This is a genomic window from Rhodanobacter sp. UC4451_H18 (assembly GCF_052978225.1).
The window spans coordinates 1137581-1157118 of the sequence record NZ_CM129663.1 but is presented as its reverse complement, the minus strand read 5'-3'; the positions used below and the strand labels follow the sequence as shown (position 1 = coordinate 1157118).

The following is a 19538-nucleotide window of genomic DNA, read 5'->3' as shown; positions in this document are numbered from 1 at the left end:
CTTTGCAGTGTTGCCCGTTTTTTAGATGGAATTATAGATGGCGCTGGTTGAATATTTTGAGGCTCAAGACCCTGTCCCGGATCCGCTGTGTTCAATTTGTATCGCCAATTTCAACGGCAAACACATGCTGGAAGATTGCCTGGAGTCGATTGCTGCGCAACGTGGCGACATTTCTGTGGAAATCCTGGTTCATGATGATGCTTCGAGCGATGGTTCGGTCGAATTTTTGCGGGAGCGATACCCTAGCGTTGCACTGTTAGCAAGCAAGGAAAATGTTGGGTTTTGCATGAGCAACAACCGCATGGTGCAGCGCGCGCGTGGCACATTCGTCCTGCTTCTGAATAATGATGCCGCATTGTGGCCAGATGCGCTGGAGACCCTCCACTCGGCGGCTTCCGAACTCGGTCGAGAAGGTATCTTGACGGTGCCCCAATACGATTGGACAAGTGGTGCTCTGGTGGATCGTGGATCCTTGCTCGACCTGTTCTACAACCCCGTACCCAATCTCGACCTTGGGCGTCTGGACGTTGCCTATACGGTAGGCGCCTGCATGTTCCTTCCTCGCAGCTTGTGGGTTGCTCTGGGAGGGCTTCCTGAGTGGATGGGATCGATGGCAGAGGATGTCTATCTATGCTGCCTTGCACGTCTTCGCGGGTTGCCCGTGCGGGCGCTTCGGTCTAGCGGTTACAGACATCGCCAAGGCGCCAGTTTCGGCGGAAATCGTGTCGATGGTGACAAGCTCAATACCACGTTTCGCCGACGCCGCTTGAGTGAGCGCAACAAGACGGCGGTAATGATCATCTGCACACCGACATGGCTGGTCTGGCCGTTGCTGATCATCCATGTGATCGAACTGGCACTGGAGGGCATGGTAGTCACCCTGCTTCGCCGTGACGGTAGGGTCTGGCGCGAAATCTACGGGCCTACCTTCAAATCCACTTTCAGCGGCATTTCGGCTTTGCGGGACCGACGCCTGCAGCAGCAGGCTTTGCGGCGAGTTTCGCTGCGCGGTTACCTCAATGTATTCAGTTTGTTCCCACACAAGCTGCGGATGCTACTCAAACACGGCTTACCGTTCATTCATTGATTAGCCTGGACTTTCATCCAGGTCAGTCTGGACGGCGGAATAGAAAGAACGGCTCCTTTGGATTTATGCCAAGCAAGGCTTCATCGACGCCGGGCAGCACGTCGTCGTGCCGCTGCACGCAGGAGACCAGCCCGGCCGATGTGAATCGCGTAAATATGTCCCGTCCGAACAGGCGCACATGGTCAGCCTGTCCATAAGCCTGCAGACGCGCGGCATCCGTATCGACGCCGGCATCCTGCCATGTGTGATGCAATTTCACGCTGTACGGTGTTTGCAAGATGGCATGGCCGCCCGGCTTGAGCACGCGATAGATTTCAGTCAGTGCTTTCAAGTCGTCGTCCACATGCTCTAGGACGTGGTTTGCGATGACTAGATCAAACGTCTTGTCGTCGAAAGGCATGCTGAGCATATCGACACGTTGTACATCTGGGGCGTTTGGATATAGATCGCACAGCACATATCGAGCGGGGGCGATGGCTGCGATGCGCCGGGCGAGCCGCTTCTCCGGTGCGAAATGCAACACCGACTTCTGGTGGATGTCTGCGAGCAGCCCGGCTCTTTCCAAGTACATAAGCAGGTGCCGTTCGCGATCGTGCGCGCCACATCGCGGGCACTCGAACTGGTCCGGATTGCTGCCTACGACATCCATCGCAAGCATCAGCCCCAGCGTGTCTATAGAGCCGCGCATGTATGGCATGAAGCGCCAAACATGGTGACCACACATAACGCATCGGCGACTTCCGCCGGGAAGCCAACCTGAAAGAGCGTACTTGGCGAGCTTGATGAAGTTCATGGATTCCGGGCGGTGGGCTAGCGGCGATACAGTACGTTATTGAAACGGCCGTGTGATTTCCTGCGGATTCGTCCAAGCAGGTCTTTGCACGCGATGCGTACAACAGAACAAAACACCAGCAAGGCGGTCCGAATGGTGCCATAAGGGGATGCGGCGAAAGCACGGGGCGTCCATTCTTTCAACAATTCTATCCGTCGCGTGCGCAGCGAGCGAAAGAATACCCGGCGCATGAAGTCCGCGATTCCACAAGCCAAGTCGTCATCCGTCACAAGCTCGTGGGGCACGCTCATGATGGCCTCCCAGTAGAGTTGGCGAACGCGATTGTTACCGTGCGTCACCATGGAGCCAGTCGAGCCGATGCGGTAAATGACCATCGGCTCGGAAAGCTGGGCCAGAAAACCTGCGCGTGCCAACAGAAGGTGCCCGCGATAGTCGATTGCCGGCACATTTATTTCCAGGAGGGCAGCCCCCGCCGCTGCGCGATAGACCACTGAGCTGTTGTTCAAGAAATTTCCGCGGCGCAACAGGGCGCCCAAGTCGAATTGCTCGTTGCGGACATCGTTGAATACGCCAATTTCGCGGTTGTCCTTGTCTACCGTCAATGCGTTGGTAAAAACCGCCGCACAGCCGGAGTGCTCTCGCAGATAATTGACTTGGCGCAGCAGCTTCCCTGGAAGCCAGGAGTCGTCGCCATCGAGATAAGCGATGAACTCGCCGCGCGCCGCGAGAAGGATGCGTCGATGATTCAGTGTGGAACCGACGTTCCTTTCTGCCGTGAAAACGCGTATGACGCCGGGATGAGCGCGTTGATACCGGAGCGCAATGTCACGGGTGTTGTCGGTAGAGCAGTCTTCGCCAATAAGCAGTTCGATGGGCATTTCGGCTTGCTGGGCCAGGACACCGTCAATCGCCTGAGCCAGGTAGGGGCCATGGTTGTAGGCAAGCATCAACACGCTCACGACGGGCTGCTTGACAAGCTCTACCGGATCACTGATCTCGTAACCTTCGTTCAGATCGTCGTTGTTGCGTGCTGGCGTCATGTCGCGGCTTCGCCGGTATTCATCAGTTGAGGGTGGCGGACTTTTCGCGCAGTGTGCGCACTACGCTCAACAAGCCGTTCAGAGCAATGTTGCCGGTAAGGGCCGCCAAGACACCATAGATCACCGCAGCCGCCATGATCGCGCCCAGCATTGAAATCGGCCCTGGCGCCGTCCAGTGCAGGATCGCCCACCCGGCGGCGGCCGCGATGGCGGACAGCACGAACGTGGCGGTTTGGTCGACCAGCTGCTCGACGGGACCGTAATCGAGCAGTTTCTTTGAATAATAGGCGTTGATGCCTACGCCAGAGACCCCGGACGCAAGTACGGCCCAAGCTATGGCAAGCGGCCCCCACTGTGAGGCGGCCGCGATCAAAGCGATGCCGATCAGCTGCTTGGCTATTTCGACGCGCAGTAACAGATTCGACCGGCCCTGCGCCCCGATGGCGGCGAGGTTCAGTATGTGTACCGGCCAAAGGGCAGCGCTCAAAGAGAGAACGCTCAGGATCTGAGCCGCAGGAATCCAGCGGGCGCCATACATCAGTTCGACCAATGGTTTGGCGACCACGGCAATGCCGACCATGCATGGAACAAAAAGGAACATCGCCATACGCAACGATGTCCGCAGGGCGGTGCGCAACTTGATCCGATCCTGCGCGATCGTCGAAAAGACCGGCAATCCCACTCGTCTGAGTATGCCGTCGATCAGCGAGGCGGGTGCCTGCTGGGTGTTCTGGGCCAGGGTGTAAAAGCCGAGCGTGCGGGCATCAAACAACTTGCCAATCAGCAGTGATTGCAAGCGCACGGCAGCTGCGTTCAACAGCCCTGTAAGCAGCATGTATCCACCGAACCCGAACAAGCTCCGGAACGATGCGTAGCGGTAACGTCCAAGCGGCCGCCACCCGGAATACGCCCACAACAGGGCTCCGCGTACCCCAATCGAAACGATGCTCTGCCAAGCCAAACTCCAGACGCCGAAGCCCTGCAGCGCCAGTACGACCGCGACCGTGCCCGAACAAAGTGACGCCACCACTTCCGCCCGCGCACGCGCCCTGAAGTTCAGCCTCATGGTCAACAGAGCGTCGGGGACCGCCGCAAAGGCGCCAAGCGGCAAAACGACCGCCATTACCCTGGTCAGGTCCGCCAACCTGGGCTGGTGGAAGAATGCAGCAATGGCCGGAGCTGCGAGCGCCAGGACTGCGCCGGCAGTCACGCCAGCGACCATGGTGAAGATGAATACTGTGGTCTCGTCGTCCGCTGTCGTCTGTTGACGCTGGATCAGCGCCGCTCCGAACCCCGAGTCGACCAGCAAAGTGCCCAGGCTCGTGAAAACCAGCAACATGGCAATCAAACCGAAATCATCTGGTGTGAGCAGGCGGGCCAAAGCCACCATGACCAGGAACTGCACGCCGTATCGCGCCAGAATTTCCAAAGTGCTCCACCACGCTGCGCTGGCAGCGCGTTTCTCAAGCCCTGGCATATTTGCCGACGCGGGCAGCAGTTTCAGTCATTGCCCACATACTCAAGTAGCGTCACCCCCCACGACAAGCCAACGCCAAAGCCCACCGCCATGACGAGATCGCCACGACGCAAGCCGTTCATCTGCTCTTTCAACAACAGGGGTATCGATGCGGAGACGGTATTGCCGAGGTTCATGCAGTTCTGCGGCACCTGCTCCGTCGCCAGCTTCAGCTTTCGCGCCAGCTGCCCGATCATGAAGCTGTTGGCTTGATGGAACAGCACCGCACGGAGTTGAGCCAGGCGAAGGGCATGTGCGTCTAGCGTCAGGGTAATGGCTTCGGGCACCTTGCTCAGTGCAAAGTTGAGGATGCCGGGGCCATCCATGCGGATGCCGTTCGGCGTGCCAGTATCAGTGCGAAGGGCGGAACCCCGGGCTACGAAGGCGTCGTAGCCTGAGCCATCCGCATAGCTGCGGCAATCGACCATGCGCAAGCCTTTGCGCTGCGTGGAGTACAGCGTGGCTGCGGCAGCATCGCCGAACAGCGCGCGGGTGGTCAGGTCATCACGTCGGATCAACTTCGAGTAGGTGTCAGCGTTCACCAGGATGCCGCTGCCACCGGCGGTGTGCAGCCAGTTGGAAATCACCTGGCCACCCACTATGAAGCCGGAGCAACCTTGGTTGATGTCGAGTACGAAGCACTCGGCTGGGAAGCCTAGCTGCCCGTGTAGGCGTGACGAGACGCCGGGAATGAGGTGGTCTGGTGTTTGGGTGCAGACCACTAGAGCGCCGACGGAGTCGGCGGCAATTGCCGTTTGGGCGAGTAGAGCTTCGGTCGCGGCGCGTGCCAAGTCGCTGGTGTACTGGTCAGGCGCCGCGATGGGGCGGCTATGGATGCCGATCTTGTCGGAGAGGCGCCGGCACTCTGCATCCGGCTGGCCTAGGGTGGCCGAGTCGTTACGCTCGATCGTGTCACCGAGTGCCGTGCCGATGTCGTGGATATAGACGTCGTGCATCATTCACTCCCCGAGACGATGACCTTGGCGGGAACTCCGAAAACCGTAGCACCCGGCGGTACGTTCTTGATGACCACGGTGCCGGCGCCAACCACAGCGCCTTCGCCGACGACGACGTGGGGCAGCACCACGGCGTGAGGATGGATGGTGCAGAACGGTTCCAGTCTGGCGTGACCACCAATGAAGGCATGCGAGCTGATGGTGACGCCGGTGCCGATTGTCACGTCGTGGCCGACTACGGCGAAACCTTGGATCAGCAAATCCTCGCCCAATGTCACGCCGGCAGAAATGCTGCAGGCACCAAGAAAAATGCTGTTCACCGTGCCCGCCAGTGGCGTGGCAGTCATGGCGTCGGGCGAAACCAGAGTGGTAAAGCTTGCACCACACGCTTCGAGCCGCAGGCGAACCTGATGCCGGGCACGCCCATGGCCGAAGCCAGTGAGGTAATGGACATCTTGCCTCGGCACGTGAGCCGCTATCGGTCCCAAGACACCAGCCGCATATGGCTTTTCGTCGTCCAGGAAGCCCTCTACCGCATAGGGCATGGTGCGAGCTGCGATCCACGCAGCCAGCTCGCGGCCGAAGCCACCACAACCCAGAATCAGTAACGGTTGCGCGCTCATTGGGCAGTAAATCCACCGTCGACCACGAGTGTCTGGCCGGTCATGAAGCTGGCTTCGGCGGATAGCAGGAAACGGATGGCAGAGGCGATCTCCTCAGCTGTCGCGTAGCGTTTGCCCAACGGGTAGCGTGTGCGGTCGGCCTGCAACGCCTCATCGGACAATTGATGAGAGTTCTCGACTAACTCGGTCTGCACCATGCCAGGTGCTACACAATTCACACGGATGCCCTTGTGAGCAAACTCCAGTGCCATCACTTTGGCGAACGCAATCAGTGCCGCCTTGGTGCCGGCGTAACTGGCTGTACCTTTCATGCCAATTTCGGGGCCGAGGATGGAAGAGAGCAGCACCACGGAACCGCCAGATTTGAGCTTGTTGTTACGCGCCAGCTCGGCCACCAGCGCCAGCGGCGCGGTCTGGTTGATGGCCACAATGCGTTGGTGCGTTTCCAGCGAAAAGAAGCGCAATGGATTGTTCTCTACGATGCCAGCCGAATGCACAAGGCCATCCAGGGCTGGCACCCCGGCAAGCGTTTCTTGGTAGCGCGCGAATGCCGTCAGGTCGAAAGCCAATGGCATGACCGCGTCGCCGCCAAGCCGTACGAGTTCGTCCAGTCGCTGCGCATTGCGGCCTACGGCTACCACACGGGCACCCTCCACCAACAGTCGCTGCGCAGTGGCGAATCCGATCCCCGAGGTCGCTCCAGTGACGAGTACCGTCTTGCCCTCAAACATGCCCCATCCTTGTCTGATAAAGCCCATGGAAGTGTCTGATGCGCGCCTCCTGCGGCTGCAACTGCACGTCGGGCCCCTCGGCCGACATGCCGCACTGGCAGGCTTCGACCAATACTTTATCTTCGGTCAGCGCTTGCTGCGTGAAGGCGATCGCCTCATCTTTCATGTGTTGCCGCAGAGCAGGCGCCAGCGCCTTCAGCGCTGGCAGCTCGAACAGTTGCCAGGCCAGATGTGTGCGTGCGGCATCGATGGGCACCACACGACTCAGGAAACCAATCAAGCCGTTCGTGTTGGATACGAACAGGTCGGGAAAAACGTAGGCATGACGGTAATAGTGCCCGGCCTGCGGCGCTAAGCGCTGGATCGTGGCGCTCTTGTCCGAAGCGACCGAAGGCAGCATCTCATTCCAAGAGGTGTATTGGCCGCCATGCCAGGTGTAGCGGCCGGTGGAGGTAAAACCTGCCGGCCTGAAGCTGTCGGCATGGACAAAGCTGAGGTGATAACCCTCCAACACGTTCTCTACCAATAGCTTCCAGTTGCAGGCGTGTTCGAGGCTGGCACAGTGGAACGGTGTATCTGGCGCGACACCGGTGTCGGTGAGTACTTGTGCCACTTCGTCGATGGGCGGAGCCGTTCCTGCCAGGCCGAGGAAATACAGCCCATGTGTTTGACTAACTGGATAGCTATCCAGCTGGCACCGCGTGATGCACTCCATGTTGGCTAGTGGTGCCGTAGCCAAGCTGCCGTCGGCGGCATAGCTCCAGCCGTGATAGCCGCAACGGAAGGGGCGGTTGCCACAACCGGGCAGATCAATCAGGGCATTGCGGTGCAGGCAGACGTTATTGAACGCCCGCACGCCATCGCGTGTACGGCGAAGGCTTACTGCTTTGCTCCCGATCCGCAGGCTGCGGTAGTCGTCGAGCTGAGCGAAATCGGACTGCGTACCGGCAAACAGGCGCTCGGCGAAGAGCGTCTCCAGCTCGCGCGTGAAGACATTCGAATCGTTGTAGTCGCGACGTTCAATAGACATCGTCGGACGCAATGCAGGGAAGGACCGAAGCCGCCGGCAATTGGAACGTGGCGCTACCCCAAGAGAGACCCACCCCGAAGCCGGACGCCACGACCCAGCGCGGCATTGCGAACAGCTCTGCGTTGGCGCAGAGGGTGACCGGGATGGAGGCGGAGCTGGTGTTGCCGTAGTGCTCGATTGACGTGGGCACGCGATCCGGCGCGAACCCCAGTTTGCGGGCAATGGTGTCGTTGATCATCCTGTTCGCTTGGTGCAGCAGCAGGAAGTCGAAGTCCTGTGCCGCGCGCCCACTGGCAGACATCGCGCGCTGAATGCTACCGGGCACGCGGGAGATGGCGAAGCTAAAGATGTCCGCGCCGCGCAGTAACAGGTTTCCAGCGTGACGTTGCACGCCATCGCTACCAGTCGCATCGACGAGGTGGCCGTCCACCGGAGGCTGTCGCGAGGCCAAGCCGCCACCGGGGATGATGATCGCGTCCTTGCCGGCGCCGTCCGAGCACAGGTCGACGTGGATGGGCGGCGCGTTCTCATCGAGTTCCAGCGCGGTGGTTGAACCGGCATCGCCGAATAGCGGCCACGCACTCTTGTCGTGCTCGGCACAGACGCGGCTGGAGACATCGCCAACCAGCAGCAAGGCCCGCGCGATGCCCAGCGTGCGTATCATCGACCCGACCACCGCCAGGCCGTACGGGTAGCTGGAGCAACCCAGGTTGATGTCGAATGCCAGGCAACTTTGCGGAAGCCCCAGCTTGTCCTGCAGCACGATGCTGGTGGCGGGCACTGGCTGGTCACCGGTTTGGGTAATCAGGATCAGCGCGCCGACGCTGGCCGGATCCCAGCCGAGATGCTCCAGTACCGCTTTGGCTGCTGTCAGGCAAAGATCCGAGGCGCATTGTCCAGCGGCGACAATACGACGTTCGGAAATGCCCGTTGCCTTCTGGAACCGCCTGCGTTCATCAGGATCAAGGTAGGTGTAATCCGCCGTGCGCACCACGCGCGCCGGCGTCGCCGCGGCAACCGCCCGCAGGGCGACTCCCGTGATGGCGTTCATTCCGTGGCCACGCACTTCGAGGATACGACGGCCCACATGTCAGCTACGGTCGTGGCGGCTTCGATGTCACGACCCGTCACGGTCACGCCGTAATCGGCGTCCGCCATCGCAATTACAGCCAGCGTGTTGAGCGAATCCCAACTCGGCAGCGCCTTGAAATGGGTGTCCGGCGCCAGCGTGTCGGTGTCGACCTCGATGGCAAAGGCGAACTTTTCGATGAAATCTTCGATGGTCATGGATCAGGCCTCATGAATGGAAACGGCGAGAATATCGTGAAGGGTCGATATCATCGCCTCGTTTATCGCACCACCATTGGGTAGCACGATCACCCGGCTGGCCACTGCCTCGCTGTGGGGCAGCAGCAGACCTGCGTGCGGGAACAGGTCGCGGTAGGGCTTCATCATGTGGCAACCCGGCCAGAAATATTTGCGTGCCAGAATGTTCTCGGCGTGCAGGGCGGCGATGATGGCGTCACGCGAGGCGGGGCAGGTTTCATCCACCTCGATCACCACATAATGATGACTATTGCGCTCGGCCGGGTCGTAGCCGAGCAGCGTGATACCGGGGATGCCGGCCAGCGCCTCGTGGTAGGCCGAATGGTTGCGCTCGTTGATGGCTACCACCTCGTCGAAGCCGCCGAGGTTGGTCAGGCCCATCGCAGCGCAGACCTCGATCATCTTGCCATTGGTTCCGGGGTGGATGACGTTGTCGTAGCCCTTGAATCCGAAGTTGCGCATCAGACGCATCGCCTCCGCCAACCCGTCGTCATTGGTCGCGACGGCGCCGCCTTCCATCGTGTTGAAGGCCTTGGTGGCGTGGAAGCTGAAGACCTCGCACTCACCGAAACGGCCGATGCTCTGGCCGTGATAGGTGCTGCCGAATGCATGCGCAGCATCGAACATCAGTTTCAGACCGTGCTCGTCGGCGATAGCTTGCAGTTCGTCAACGGGTGCCGCGCGACCCCACAAATGCACGCCGATGATGCCGGTGGTGCGCGGCGTGATCATGCGCCGCACAGCAGCCGGGTCAAGATTGTGGGTTGCCGGATCGATATCAGCAAACACCGGTGTGATGCCTTGCCAATAGAGTGCGTGTGCAGTCGCGACGAAGGTCCATGACGGCACGATCACTTCACCTTCGAGCCCCAGCGCGCGGATGGCTATTTCCAAGGCGATGGTGCCGTTGCACATGGCAACGCAGTGCTTGACCCCGAGGTAGTCGGCAACGCGTTGCTCAAACTCCTGCACCATCGGCCCGTTGTTCGTCAGCCACTGGTTGTCGAGGATCTGGTTCACACGGCGCAGGAAAGCTTCGCGGTCGCCAGTGTTGGGGCGCCCTACGTGCAAAGGCTGGTCAAATGCCGGGGACGCACCATTGATGGCGAGATCGGCCTTGCTGCGAATGATCTTGGTGGACACCTGTTGCTGGTCTCTTGACGTAGTTGGGATCTAGCCTATCGCAATCCTCCAGCAATGTAGCTGGACAGTGGGCCTCCCGTTTCTGGATCGTCGACTCATTGCAGATCCGGCAAGGTGCGCAACTCATGCAGGACCGTATCCAGGCTTCCGCCGATATCAAGTGACTGCAGACCCTTGAGCGCTTCGATGGCTTCCGCCTGATGCCCCTGCGCAGCCAACATGCGCACCAAGGTAATGCGATAAGCTGGTTCGTTCGGAGCGGCCTTCACCGCATTCTGAGTCATGCTTAAACCCAGCGCATGATCATCCAACACGTTCCATGCGTAGTCGCCATACGTCGCCTGCAGCCGGGCACTGGGGTTTGGGTGCGACAAGGCGGCCCTGAAAGCCTCAACCATGCGCTTCTTGGATAGATTGCAGCGCCCTTCGCGATCGCATTGAGTCAGAGCGCCCAACGAACTCTCGTCCTGCACCCCGGGGACGCGGGCCTTGAGCTTGGCGATCATGCTGTCCCACCACGCATCCTTGATCGGCAGGTGCATGCGTGAGTTCATGAATATAAGTGCCTGCTCGGGAAGAATCGATGCTTCTGGAAGCGCGGCAGACCTTTCCAGGGGCGGGTACGCGAGTGTCGTGAAGGGTGAGGCGGGATCGTAATGTGAGTAAATGATGTAGGTGCGGCCCAGTTCGTACTGGGCTCGGGGAGATTGTGGTGCGCGACTGGCCAAGTCCTCGGCCAGTCGCAGCGGATTGCCCCAGGCGTAGGCAGTAAATGCGGTGAGCGTTGCCCAACACAGCAGCAATCCCCCCAGCAGTACGTGGCGGGGCAGCGTAAACACTTGGTCGCGCGGCGAAGCGAGTAGTGGCACGATTGCAAGCAACAGGCCAAAGCTGGCGAAGTAGTTGCGGTGTTCGTAGATCAGCTCCAGCGGCATGATGGTGCCGGTGAGCAGCTGGCAGCCGAGGAACAGCGTGATGCCGAGTGCTGCCAGCGGTTGCCGCCGACGCAGCCACAGCATCAGTGCGACGAGTGCAGCGAGAAACAGGATGCTGGCCAGCGTGGTCCACGGCGTGAGCAACCCGGCTGAGATGTGGAAGTTGTCGTGGTAGAACGACAACGCATTCGGCGTCGGCAGCAGCGTCCAGACAATGTAGTCAACGACTATGCGTGCTTCGCTGAGCAGGCGCGTGGTCAAGCTGAAGTCTCGAGTTGCCCAGTTCTCTGGTTTGAGTATGCCGGGCAATAGCCATGTCAGACCGACGATCATCGGTAACAGGAGTACCACGACAAACAGACTGATGAGACGCTTGTCGCGTCGGCCGGGAGATGTACGAAATCCGAATACGAGCCATTCGATCGATATCGCATAGAGCGGCAACATCACCGCGGTTTCCTTGGCCAGCACGCCCACGCCAGTGCAAGCCACGATGCTCGCTACGCAAAGGAATAATCCGCGGAGTTTCAGCGACGGGGCGATGCCTGGAATACCAGCGTCACAATCGTGGAGGATGGCCGCGGCACTCAACATGCGGTGGCGCCCGGCGACATAGCCGAGCAGTCCGATCATCACGAACAGGTTGGCCATGCTTTCCATGCGCTGCACGACGTAGAGCACGCCGGTAAGGTTGATCGGCAACAGCATCCAGCTTGCGGCGATCAGTGCCGAAATGATGCCTATGCGTCGTTCCGCACCGGCCAATGGCCCCGATGTTGTCACTCGCGCTCGGGCCTGCGGGCGCTCGAAGTCGAGTCGCAGCAATTCTCGTGACAGCAGAAACACCAGCAGGCCATTCAACAAGTGAATGACCAGGTTGGTTAGCTTCATCCAGAAGGGATTCAGCCCTGTCGCGAGATAGTTCGCGGCGAAACTCAACGAGGCGAACGGTCGCTTGAACTCACTGGACGGTGATGAGAGGGCAGCAGCGACCAGCGACGAAAAGCTGGCGTCATGCGGCTGCACGCCGTGATTGTCGACGATATTGGGATAGTCATCGAACAAATAGCCGCCCGACAAACCGGGGGTGTAGATGGCGACAGTTACCAGCAACCCCACGAGCAACCAGATCCATCCGGTGCGGCGGCTGCTGGGCGAGTGGGGTATGGCTTGCTGTTCGTTCATTTGTTGCTGGCGGCTTTCATGTCGGCGTCCTGCTGCAGGGTGGCACGAAGCCTGTCCATCTCAGTGGGCCAGTAATTCTGCCATTGCAACACCTTGTCGTGGAGCCAAGGCATGCCGCTCGATGGTGATACCTGCGATTTTTGCGTAGCATGATAGTGATCCAGATGGGACAGCCCTTTACGGGGGTAACCCGAAGATCCCAGCAAGGCTGCCTCGTTCAATACGGCGCCGGGCCTTGGGTCAAGGTCGAGCGCTTCATTGAAGTCCTGCAGTGCGCTTTGGGGATCGTGGCGGGCCAGCGCAATATGACCCTTCAAGTACAGCAAGTCCTGATGTCGCCCATCGACCTTCATGAGTTTTTGATTGGCCAGGCCGGCATCCAGCAGCTTGTCCAGCGTGTCCAGAGTCAAGCCCTGACAATGGCCCTCAGTGGCTGCCTTGATACTTGAATCGAACCAGTGCACCAGCAGCGCGCCAGGATCACCAGTGTGGGAAATCGAGTAGCGCGCCAGCTCAATGTCGCCGGGAGGTACCCTGCCGAGCATGCATTGCGCGCCAATCAAGTTGAAGCTCAACTGCACCTGATCCGGATCATTCCGTACGGCCTCGGTCAGGCGGTTGATTGCCTGGAGTGGTTGTTTCGCTGCCATTTCCAGTAACGCGGCATTGGCCTGTGCTCGAGGCGATTCGGGATTGAGTCGGGCCCACATCAAGGCTTGATCATGGGTGTTACCCCATAGGTGGGCACGCGCATGGGTCATCACCCCAAGACCCAACAAGATCAATGTGGCAAGCACCAGCTTGGCTGCATTCGCATTCGCCAACGGCGCTTTTCGTATCGACGTGTCGGCAGCGTCAACCTTGGGTGTGATCAGCGTTCCAACCTTCCCCTCGACGCGGCCGATACTCGCATTGCACAACCACAAGGCAAGCGGCCAGAACATCAGCATGGCGGGCAAATAGTTGCGATGCTCGAAGTAGAGTTCGAGCTGCAGGGTCGTCGATTCCAACGCCTGACCGACGAAATAGAAGAGGATCGCAAGTGCCAATGCAGTAAATTTCTTGCGTAAAATCCACGCACCCAGGATCAGACCAACAATGGTCAGCAAAGCCGGCAGGGTAGTTATGGGATGCCACAGTGACGTCGATGTCTGGAAATGATCGTTGAAGAGACCTGGCGTAAATGGCCGCGGCAGCCATAACAGGTCGAGATATTCCATCAATACACGGGGTTCGGTGAGCAATCTCTGACCCATGGTCCAGGGACGTACGGCCGCAGTTCCGTGCACGAATCCACTCCAGCCCGCCCGCACCAGATACCCAATGACGAACGTCGAAGGCAGCCAGCCAAACAGCAGCATGGTGCGGCGATAGGTCTTAGCATGCGCGGTGATGTCTGGCCCAGCTGTCTTGGTCTCCGCGAGTGACACTGCGGAATACCTCGCGGAATGCCTCTGCAGCCAGACGTACTCGATCACCAGTGCCAATGGGGGTAGCAGGATACCGTTGGCCTTGCTCAAAATGCCGAGCACGGTGCAGCCGCCCAACCCTGCCGCAATCCAGAAAAATCCACGGCCATGGAATCCGGACAGCATCGTCTTCCTGCCATGCAGCCAGAGCAACAGGCCCAGCAATGTGAAGCTGACTGGCAGCATCGCTTCGCGTTGCACGATGTAGAGAGTGGTAGAGACAAGCAGTGGGTGCAACAGCCAGAACGCAGCTCCAAGCACGCCCGCCAGGTCACTGCGACCGTACTGGGCTGGCTGCAGGGATTCACGGCCCAAACGGCGCAGCAGCAAGGCCAGCATGATTCCGTTCGCCAGATGCAGCAGCAGATTTGTGCGTTTGAAGGGGTAGGGCGAAGCAGGCCAATTGTGTCCATCGAGCAAGAAGCTCAGCAGGGCGAGCGGGCGTCCGGTTGGGTCAGCCGTGCCGGAGGTGACATAGCGGAAGAACGTGGCCCAGTTGTCCACCGGGCCGTTGGCGCCCAAGGCGGGCAGATTGCCGAAATCGTCGAAAAGGAAGCCCCCGTGCAATCCGGGAGCGTACGCTCCCACACAGAGCGCAACTGCCGCGCAAGCAAGCAGGAGGGTGGCTACAGGTGAGAAACGAGGCGCCATCAAAATCCCAAGCATCAAAGAGAAGGGCCGCACGCGGCGGCCCTTCAGATCAACGTAAGAACCGAGTGCTTACTGGCGGCACGAGGTCGGCAGGTACTTGGGATCGACCGTGGTGTAAGTGACGTTGTTGCAGCTCCACTCAATCGAACCCGCGTGCGTGATAGCCGAGAGTCCAAAGGTAGCGGACTGAATGGCTTTGTTTGCGCCGGGACCGAAGGCAACTTCAATGACGCCTGCATGGGTACTAACGTCGACCGACTTCACATACTTGCCCTTGATGTCGGTACTGGTTGCCAGGCCCGCTGACTTGTTGGTGGAGGGAAAATTACCGGTATTCGAGTAGAACTCGGCAATTGCGGTCTTGGCGCCGTCAGCCAGCGTCGAGGCCTCCGAGACCTGCGAGCGAACCAGGTAGTCCTGGTACGCCGGAATGGCGATGGCGGCGAGGATCGCGATGATCGCAACCACGATCATCAGTTCGATCAGGGTAAAGCCTTTCTGCATGCTCTTCATGGTGGTTCCTCTTTGCGATTGGTTAGCTAACCGGTGATGCCCCCTGAGCCCCAGTCCTGGATCCCCCTAGGCAGGATCGGACCCCATACTCGTGGTCAGGAACGACCAGGAAGCTCGCGGGAGATGAAGCAGGTTGCATGCCACATCTACCGCTGGTGTATTCCCGCATATCGTAGGCCCCGGGATTGTGCCTTTCGTCACGGATGGCCGCAAGCGTTGGCCTATCTGCAGGGAGCGAGCGGTTTCGTCTGTGGAACTCGTATCTCTCGGGCGGCTGCCTGACCCACGCGATGACGGCGTGGCAGGGCAACAAGTGACGCTCTGCGTCAGTTGTGTGCGCTACGGCGCCTCCTTTCGCACTACTTCCGACAGGTTGTTGGGAGATACTTGCCGTCAATCGTGCTTGGGGTGCATGACCACAGGATGCTCCCGCCCACAGTCGTGGGTGACAGAACCAAGAGCGAGCCTTGAATGGCTTTGTTGGCTCCGGCACCTTGGAAAGCAACGGTTATCGCCCCACCGCTGACGTCCACGCTGGAGACGTACTTGCCCCGGATATCGGTTTTGGTAGCCAATCCCGCAGATTTGTTGTTCGCGGGGTACCCCCCTGTATTGGAGACATAGTCCCAGACGGCAGATTTTGCCCCCGAGGCGAGGCTCATGCCTTCGGTGACCTGTGCGCGGATCAGGTAGTCCTGGTAGGCGGGAATGGCGATGGCTGCAAGGATGGCGATGATCGCCACGACGATCATCAGTTCGATCAAAGTGAAACCGGCGGACAAGCGCTGGCGTGACATGGTGGATTCCCCCTTAGGATGCAGCGAGGGGTAAGCACGTTTTGTACCGACTTGAACGGTGCAATGTGCGCCAAGTCAGGTTTTCGTGATGCAGGCGGTTTCAGTCGCTATTCCCCTCCGCCAGGCACGTTGTGGATCACCAGGCCATTCCTCGTCTCGCGCTTCCATTTTTGCCACCATGTGGCGATCCAATACAGGGTAGTCAACGCCAAAAGTATTTCAAGTGGGCGGAATGGAATTGAATAGCGCGGCTCGGCTTGCAGCGCTGAGTACACGAACGTCACAAATGCAACAAGGGATAGTGTGGAGATCAGTGCGGCTCGGCCTGCCGTCAGTGGCCTCAACCCCAGTCGATTCCGCTGAAGCCAGCCGAGCAGGAAGGCTGCAAGCGCAAGCAGCATCAAAAGGGTGTTTGTAGCGTGGCAGATGGCAGCCAGCGCGATCCACATTGGCTGGGTCTGAAACGGCGCATTTTTGGTTGGAAAGACGAAGATGTCACCCTGTCCAATCTCGATGCCCCAACCCCACAACAATGCAGGCTTCTGCATCAGGTACCACTGGGAAAACTGCAACGGGTGCTGGGAAAAGCGTCGGAGCATGACTCCTACACCACGCAGAGGTGAGCTTCGAAGTCGCGCGTAGTCGTCGTTCACGTGTTGGAACACGACCTTGGCCTTGGCCTTGGCATCTTCATCGCCGAACACGGAATCACGCCATGCGGTCTGAAACTCCGGTCTGCTGCCTTGGGCGAGGTTGAGAAGAGCACGATCCGTTGAGGACGTGCCCGCAACCGGTGCCACGACGATGGCGTTTCGCAGTGCCCACGCGGATGGCAGAACGCATGCCCCTAGTGCCAACGCAATGCATAGCTTTCGTGGGCTCAATCCGCGCCACGCAAGGAGAGCTGCCAGCAGGATGCCAAAGGGCAGTAGTACCGCGTTGGTCAAAGCGGCTGCCCCGAGGATCAACCCGGCCACCGCCGCCAAGTGTGTGCTCCCTCGTTGGAATGCCATCGCGCCGCTGAGGATGCCGAGAACAATCAGAAATCCAAAAACCGTCTCACTGAGCAAGTACCCATTGATCGTGATGCTGTGTGGCCAAAGCGCCATCATCACGCCCGCAGCAGCAGCCCAACGAAGTGGCAGCCAGTGCCGCCCGAACTGTGTGGCGAGAGCCACGGTGAGTGCGCCAAGCAACGCCTGACCCAAGAGAACCGCGGCGTACCAAGCCTCCCCTGCGCCCAGGACTTTCATCCACAGCGCGAGAAACACCGGATAGCCCGGGTCACGGTAATTGTCTGGATGGATGACAGTGGCGCCAGGAAGGTCTTTCGAAAAGATCCCGTGGTTGCTCAGGTTCAGCGCGTAGGCGTAGTACTGTGTCGCATCACCGCGCACCGGCTCCAGGACCAACGCGTGGCTGACGTAGTACCAGCGAAGCCCGAATGCAAACAGGAAGATGGCGAGAAGAACCAACCATCCGTGCCAGCGCCTGATCTCTCCGTCGTCACTTGTGGTCATGGGAAATATTGGCTTCAAGGCTGCGTCGGAATGCAGAGTATGCACGGTGACGCGTAGTACGAGCTGTCGCGTCGGGATCTGGCGGAAGTCACCGGATCGATCGGTACGTCCAGGCGCTATGCAACACGAACGTTGTCGGCGTGACCAGCGCAATCACCAGCGCGATCCCGATACGGTAGTCCAGACCCGCAACCTCGGCAGCCGCGGCTATGACTGTAGTAGCGAGGCAGCCGAGCACGGCGACGCAAACGTAGCGGCGCAGGGTGCGGTGATCCATACGGCTGGCGAAGCTCCACACCGTGTTCGTCGCGTATGAGAACGCCGTGGCCGTGACAAATGCGATGGGGTTGGCAATATACGGAGGCGTGCGCAACCACGCGATCAGGGTCATCGCAACCAGCACGTGGATGCCTGTGGCGATCAGTCCGGTGACGCCGAAACGCAGCAGCCGCCCCGGCCACGATGGCCGTCGCCATGCCTCACTTTGCATGTGCAATGCCCATCAGCGAGACGCCTGCGGGAAGGTTGAAGCGGGTCAGCAGGCGCCGTTCGCAGGAAAAGATGGCGTAGAGCATCGAGTTCACAGGTTGGGCGGGAATGCCGGTGCCGGACGATCTTTCGCCCGGGGCGATCCGATCTTTCAGGCGGGCCAGTGCCGCCAGAGGCAGCAGCAGCGTATTGAAATAAGTGACCCGATCGACGGACAGGCCGCTGTCGGTGAAGGCCCGGCGCAAGGTGCGGGCGGTGTACCGCCGCTTGTGATGCAGGAAAACATCGTGCGTGCTCCACAGCCACTGGTATGCCGGCACGGTGATCAGCATGCGCCCGCCGGGAGCGAGATGGTCCCGCAGCACGGCAAGGGTCTCCAAGTCTTCGTCGATGTGCTCCAGCACGTCGAACAGGCAGATGAGGTCGAATTGCTCGCCCGGGAAAGGGATGGCGTGCGGGCAACTGCCGGCGCGCAAGGTGAACTGGCTTGCGGCCTTTTCCGTCGCGAGCTTCCTGGCTTTGTCGTCCATTTCGACAGCGCTCACGCTGCCGTGGCGGGACAGCATCAGCAGATTGCCGCCGGTGCCGGAACCCACTTCGAGAATGCGCGCGGAATGCGGCAGCGAGAGAGTCTCGATGATGCGGTCGAGGATCCTGCGCCGCCCGCGGAACCACCAGTGCGTGGATTCCGTGGCGGCCATCTCCACATAGGCTTCAGGGTTCATGGCGATCGCCATGAACCTGGCGCACCACGTACACTGGCCGTTGTTTCGACTCGGTGTAGATGCGCCCGATGTACTCGCCCAGGATGCCTACGCTCAGCAACTGCAGGCTGCCAAAGAACAGGATGGCGACCAGCAGGGATGCGTAGCCGGGTACATCCACGCCGTAAAGCAGCGTCCGGGTGACGATGAAAACAAGGTAGATAAAAGTCAGCAACGCGCTGCATGCGCCGATATAGGTCCAGATGCGCAACGGTGCGGTGCTGAAACTGGTGAATCCTTCCAACGCGAAGTTCCATAACTTCCAACCGGTGAACTTGCTGGTGCCCGTGGCTCGCGGCTGGCGCGTGTAGTCGATCACCTCCGTGCGAAAGCCGATCCACGCGAACATGCCCTTCATGAAGCGCTGGCGTTCGGGCAGGCGCTTCAATGCGTCGACGGATGCGCGATTCATCAGGCGAAAATCACCCACGTTGGCGGGTATTTCCAAGTGCGAGACGTGATTGTGGATCTTGTAAAACAGGTTGGCGGTGCCGCGCTTGACGAGTGAGTCCCCGGTGCGGTCGACGCGTCGCGCCAGCACCACGTCGGCGCCGAGGCGCCACTTCTCGATCATTCGGGCGATCAGTTCGGGTGGGTCCTGCAGGTCGGCGTCCATCGGAATCACCGCGTCGCCGGTAGCGGCGTCCAGGCCGGCGGTCAGGGCTGCCTCCTTGCCGAAGTTTCGCGACAGTTCGATGACCTTGATGCGAGGGTCAATGCGCGCTGCGGTCAGCAGTCGAGTGAGCGTGTCGTCCTTGCTGCCGTCCTCGACGCAGATGATCTCGAATGTCGTCGCCTCGATGTCGGCAAGCGTCGCGGTGATGGCCTCGAGGAATACCTCGACACCCTTGCCTTCGTTGTAGAACGGCACGACCAGCGATACGACGGAGCTTGCTTGCATATCCGACACCCGACCCTGCGGCGCCGGGCAGGAACCCACGGCGTCGCCAGATGGTAGCGTACTGGCCCC

19 protein-coding genes are annotated in these 19538 nt (G+C 59.9%); 1 reads left to right on the top strand and 18 read right to left on the bottom strand.

The genetic code is table 11. From position 1 onward, the window contains the following. Positions 1–37 precede the first annotated feature (37 nt). Entirely contained in the window at positions 38–1087 is a 1050-nt protein-coding gene (locus tag ACVCMG_RS05465) for a glycosyltransferase family 2 protein (protein ID WP_447115068.1), read from the top strand. Positions 1088–1109: 22 nt separating this feature from the next. Here the strand turns inward: ACVCMG_RS05465 and ACVCMG_RS05460 are convergent, their stop codons facing one another. The 18 genes from ACVCMG_RS05460 to ACVCMG_RS05375 form a co-directional block, all read right to left on the bottom strand. Continuing rightward, on the bottom strand, positions 1110–1880 hold the full coding sequence (locus ACVCMG_RS05460) for a class I SAM-dependent methyltransferase (protein WP_447115067.1): 771 nt from the start codon (positions 1878–1880) through the stop codon (positions 1110–1112). 17 nt (positions 1881–1897) lie between these two features. Continuing rightward, positions 1898–2920, bottom strand: a complete 1023-nt coding sequence (locus ACVCMG_RS05455; RefSeq protein ID WP_447115066.1) for a glycosyltransferase — start codon at positions 2918–2920, stop codon at positions 1898–1900. A 22-nt stretch (positions 2921–2942) separates the two neighbouring features. Then, positions 2943–4325 carry a lipopolysaccharide biosynthesis protein gene (locus ACVCMG_RS05450; RefSeq protein WP_447115065.1) on the bottom strand — a complete coding sequence of 461 codons (1383 nt, stop codon included), beginning with the start codon at positions 4323–4325 and terminating at the stop codon, positions 2943–2945. Positions 4326–4420: 95 nt separating this feature from the next. Next, on the bottom strand, positions 4421–5392 hold the full coding sequence (locus ACVCMG_RS05445) for a ketoacyl-ACP synthase III (protein ID WP_447115064.1): 972 nt from the start codon (positions 5390–5392) through the stop codon (positions 4421–4423). After that, positions 5392–6015, bottom strand: coding sequence for a hypothetical protein (locus tag ACVCMG_RS05440; protein WP_447115063.1), 624 nt, complete (start codon positions 6013–6015; stop codon positions 5392–5394). The genes ACVCMG_RS05445 and ACVCMG_RS05440 overlap by 1 nt, the downstream gene beginning before the upstream one ends. Beyond that, complete coding sequence (locus ACVCMG_RS05435) at positions 6012–6746, bottom strand: SDR family NAD(P)-dependent oxidoreductase (RefSeq protein WP_447115062.1); 735 nt, start codon at positions 6744–6746, stop codon at positions 6012–6014. The genes ACVCMG_RS05440 and ACVCMG_RS05435 overlap by 4 nt, the downstream gene beginning before the upstream one ends. Continuing rightward, complete coding sequence (locus tag ACVCMG_RS05430) at positions 6739–7776, bottom strand: aromatic ring-hydroxylating oxygenase subunit alpha (protein WP_447115061.1); 1038 nt, start codon at positions 7774–7776, stop codon at positions 6739–6741. The genes ACVCMG_RS05435 and ACVCMG_RS05430 overlap by 8 nt, the downstream gene beginning before the upstream one ends. Then, positions 7766–8827, bottom strand: coding sequence for a 3-oxoacyl-ACP synthase III family protein (locus ACVCMG_RS05425; protein ID WP_447115060.1), 1062 nt, complete (start codon positions 8825–8827; stop codon positions 7766–7768). The genes ACVCMG_RS05430 and ACVCMG_RS05425 overlap by 11 nt, the downstream gene beginning before the upstream one ends. Continuing rightward, complete coding sequence (locus ACVCMG_RS05420) at positions 8824–9063, bottom strand: acyl carrier protein (RefSeq protein ID WP_447115059.1); 240 nt, start codon at positions 9061–9063, stop codon at positions 8824–8826. Before ACVCMG_RS05420 ends, ACVCMG_RS05425 begins: the two co-directional genes overlap by 4 nt. A 3-nt stretch (positions 9064–9066) precedes the next feature. Further along, a complete protein-coding gene (locus tag ACVCMG_RS05415) occupies positions 9067–10245 on the bottom strand; it encodes a DegT/DnrJ/EryC1/StrS family aminotransferase (RefSeq protein WP_447115058.1) in 1179 nt (392 codons plus the stop codon). Between the two features lie 95 nt (positions 10246–10340). Beyond that, complete coding sequence (locus ACVCMG_RS05410) at positions 10341–12365, bottom strand: hypothetical protein (RefSeq protein ID WP_447115057.1); 2025 nt, start codon at positions 12363–12365, stop codon at positions 10341–10343. After that, on the bottom strand, positions 12362–14485 hold the full coding sequence (locus ACVCMG_RS05405; protein WP_447115056.1) for a tetratricopeptide repeat protein: 2124 nt from the start codon (positions 14483–14485) through the stop codon (positions 12362–12364). The genes ACVCMG_RS05410 and ACVCMG_RS05405 overlap by 4 nt, the downstream gene beginning before the upstream one ends. A gap of 69 nt (positions 14486–14554) precedes the next feature. Next, positions 14555–14998 carry a pilin gene (locus tag ACVCMG_RS05400; RefSeq protein ID WP_447115055.1) on the bottom strand — a complete coding sequence of 148 codons (444 nt, stop codon included), beginning with the start codon at positions 14996–14998 and terminating at the stop codon, positions 14555–14557. Positions 14999–15357: 359 nt separating this feature from the next. After that, positions 15358–15795: a pilin gene (locus tag ACVCMG_RS05395; protein WP_447115054.1), complete on the bottom strand. Its 438-nt coding sequence runs from the start codon at positions 15793–15795 to the stop codon at positions 15358–15360. A 107-nt stretch (positions 15796–15902) separates the two neighbouring features. Then, positions 15903–17315 carry a hypothetical protein gene (locus ACVCMG_RS05390; protein ID WP_447115053.1) on the bottom strand — a complete coding sequence of 471 codons (1413 nt, stop codon included), beginning with the start codon at positions 17313–17315 and terminating at the stop codon, positions 15903–15905. A gap of 88 nt (positions 17316–17403) precedes the next feature. Then, positions 17404–17805 (bottom strand): GtrA family protein, encoded by a 402-nt coding sequence (locus ACVCMG_RS05385; RefSeq protein ID WP_447115052.1) that lies wholly within the window; start codon positions 17803–17805, stop codon positions 17404–17406. Then, positions 17795–18529 (bottom strand): class I SAM-dependent methyltransferase, encoded by a 735-nt coding sequence (locus ACVCMG_RS05380; protein ID WP_447115051.1) that lies wholly within the window; start codon positions 18527–18529, stop codon positions 17795–17797. Before ACVCMG_RS05380 ends, ACVCMG_RS05385 begins: the two co-directional genes overlap by 11 nt. Continuing rightward, the gene (locus ACVCMG_RS05375) at positions 18519–19508 is read right to left on the bottom strand and encodes a glycosyltransferase family 2 protein (protein ID WP_447115050.1); all 990 of its coding nucleotides are present in this window, start codon (positions 19506–19508) and stop codon (positions 18519–18521) included. Before ACVCMG_RS05375 ends, ACVCMG_RS05380 begins: the two co-directional genes overlap by 11 nt. Positions 19509–19538: the final 30 nt, after the last annotated feature.

Coding starts and splice junctions, on each gene's coding strand:
- ACVCMG_RS05465 (WP_447115068.1), top strand. CDS start 38: ATGGCGCTGGTTGAATATTTTGAGGCTCAAGACCCTGTCCCGGATCCG.
- ACVCMG_RS05460 (WP_447115067.1), bottom strand. CDS start 1,880: ATGAACTTCATCAAGCTCGCCAAGTACGCTCTTTCAGGTTGGCTTCCC.
- ACVCMG_RS05455 (WP_447115066.1), bottom strand. CDS start 2,920: ATGACGCCAGCACGCAACAACGACGATCTGAACGAAGGTTACGAGATC.
- ACVCMG_RS05445 (WP_447115064.1), bottom strand. CDS start 5,392: ATGCACGACGTCTATATCCACGACATCGGCACGGCACTCGGTGACACG.
- ACVCMG_RS05440 (WP_447115063.1), bottom strand. CDS start 6,015: ATGAGCGCGCAACCGTTACTGATTCTGGGTTGTGGTGGCTTCGGCCGC.
- ACVCMG_RS05435 (WP_447115062.1), bottom strand. CDS start 6,746: ATGTTTGAGGGCAAGACGGTACTCGTCACTGGAGCGACCTCGGGGATC.
- ACVCMG_RS05430 (WP_447115061.1), bottom strand. CDS start 7,776: ATGTCTATTGAACGTCGCGACTACAACGATTCGAATGTCTTCACGCGC.
- ACVCMG_RS05425 (WP_447115060.1), bottom strand. CDS start 8,827: ATGAACGCCATCACGGGAGTCGCCCTGCGGGCGGTTGCCGCGGCGACG.
- ACVCMG_RS05420 (WP_447115059.1), bottom strand. CDS start 9,063: ATGACCATCGAAGATTTCATCGAAAAGTTCGCCTTTGCCATCGAGGTC.
- ACVCMG_RS05410 (WP_447115057.1), bottom strand. CDS start 12,365: ATGAACGAACAGCAAGCCATACCCCACTCGCCCAGCAGCCGCCGCACC.
- ACVCMG_RS05405 (WP_447115056.1), bottom strand. CDS start 14,485: ATGGCGCCTCGTTTCTCACCTGTAGCCACCCTCCTGCTTGCTTGCGCG.
- ACVCMG_RS05400 (WP_447115055.1), bottom strand. CDS start 14,998: ATGAAGAGCATGCAGAAAGGCTTTACCCTGATCGAACTGATGATCGTG.
- ACVCMG_RS05395 (WP_447115054.1), bottom strand. CDS start 15,795: ATGTCACGCCAGCGCTTGTCCGCCGGTTTCACTTTGATCGAACTGATG.
- ACVCMG_RS05390 (WP_447115053.1), bottom strand. CDS start 17,315: ATGACCACAAGTGACGACGGAGAGATCAGGCGCTGGCACGGATGGTTG.
- ACVCMG_RS05385 (WP_447115052.1), bottom strand. CDS start 17,805: ATGCAAAGTGAGGCATGGCGACGGCCATCGTGGCCGGGGCGGCTGCTG.
- ACVCMG_RS05380 (WP_447115051.1), bottom strand. CDS start 18,529: ATGAACCCTGAAGCCTATGTGGAGATGGCCGCCACGGAATCCACGCAC.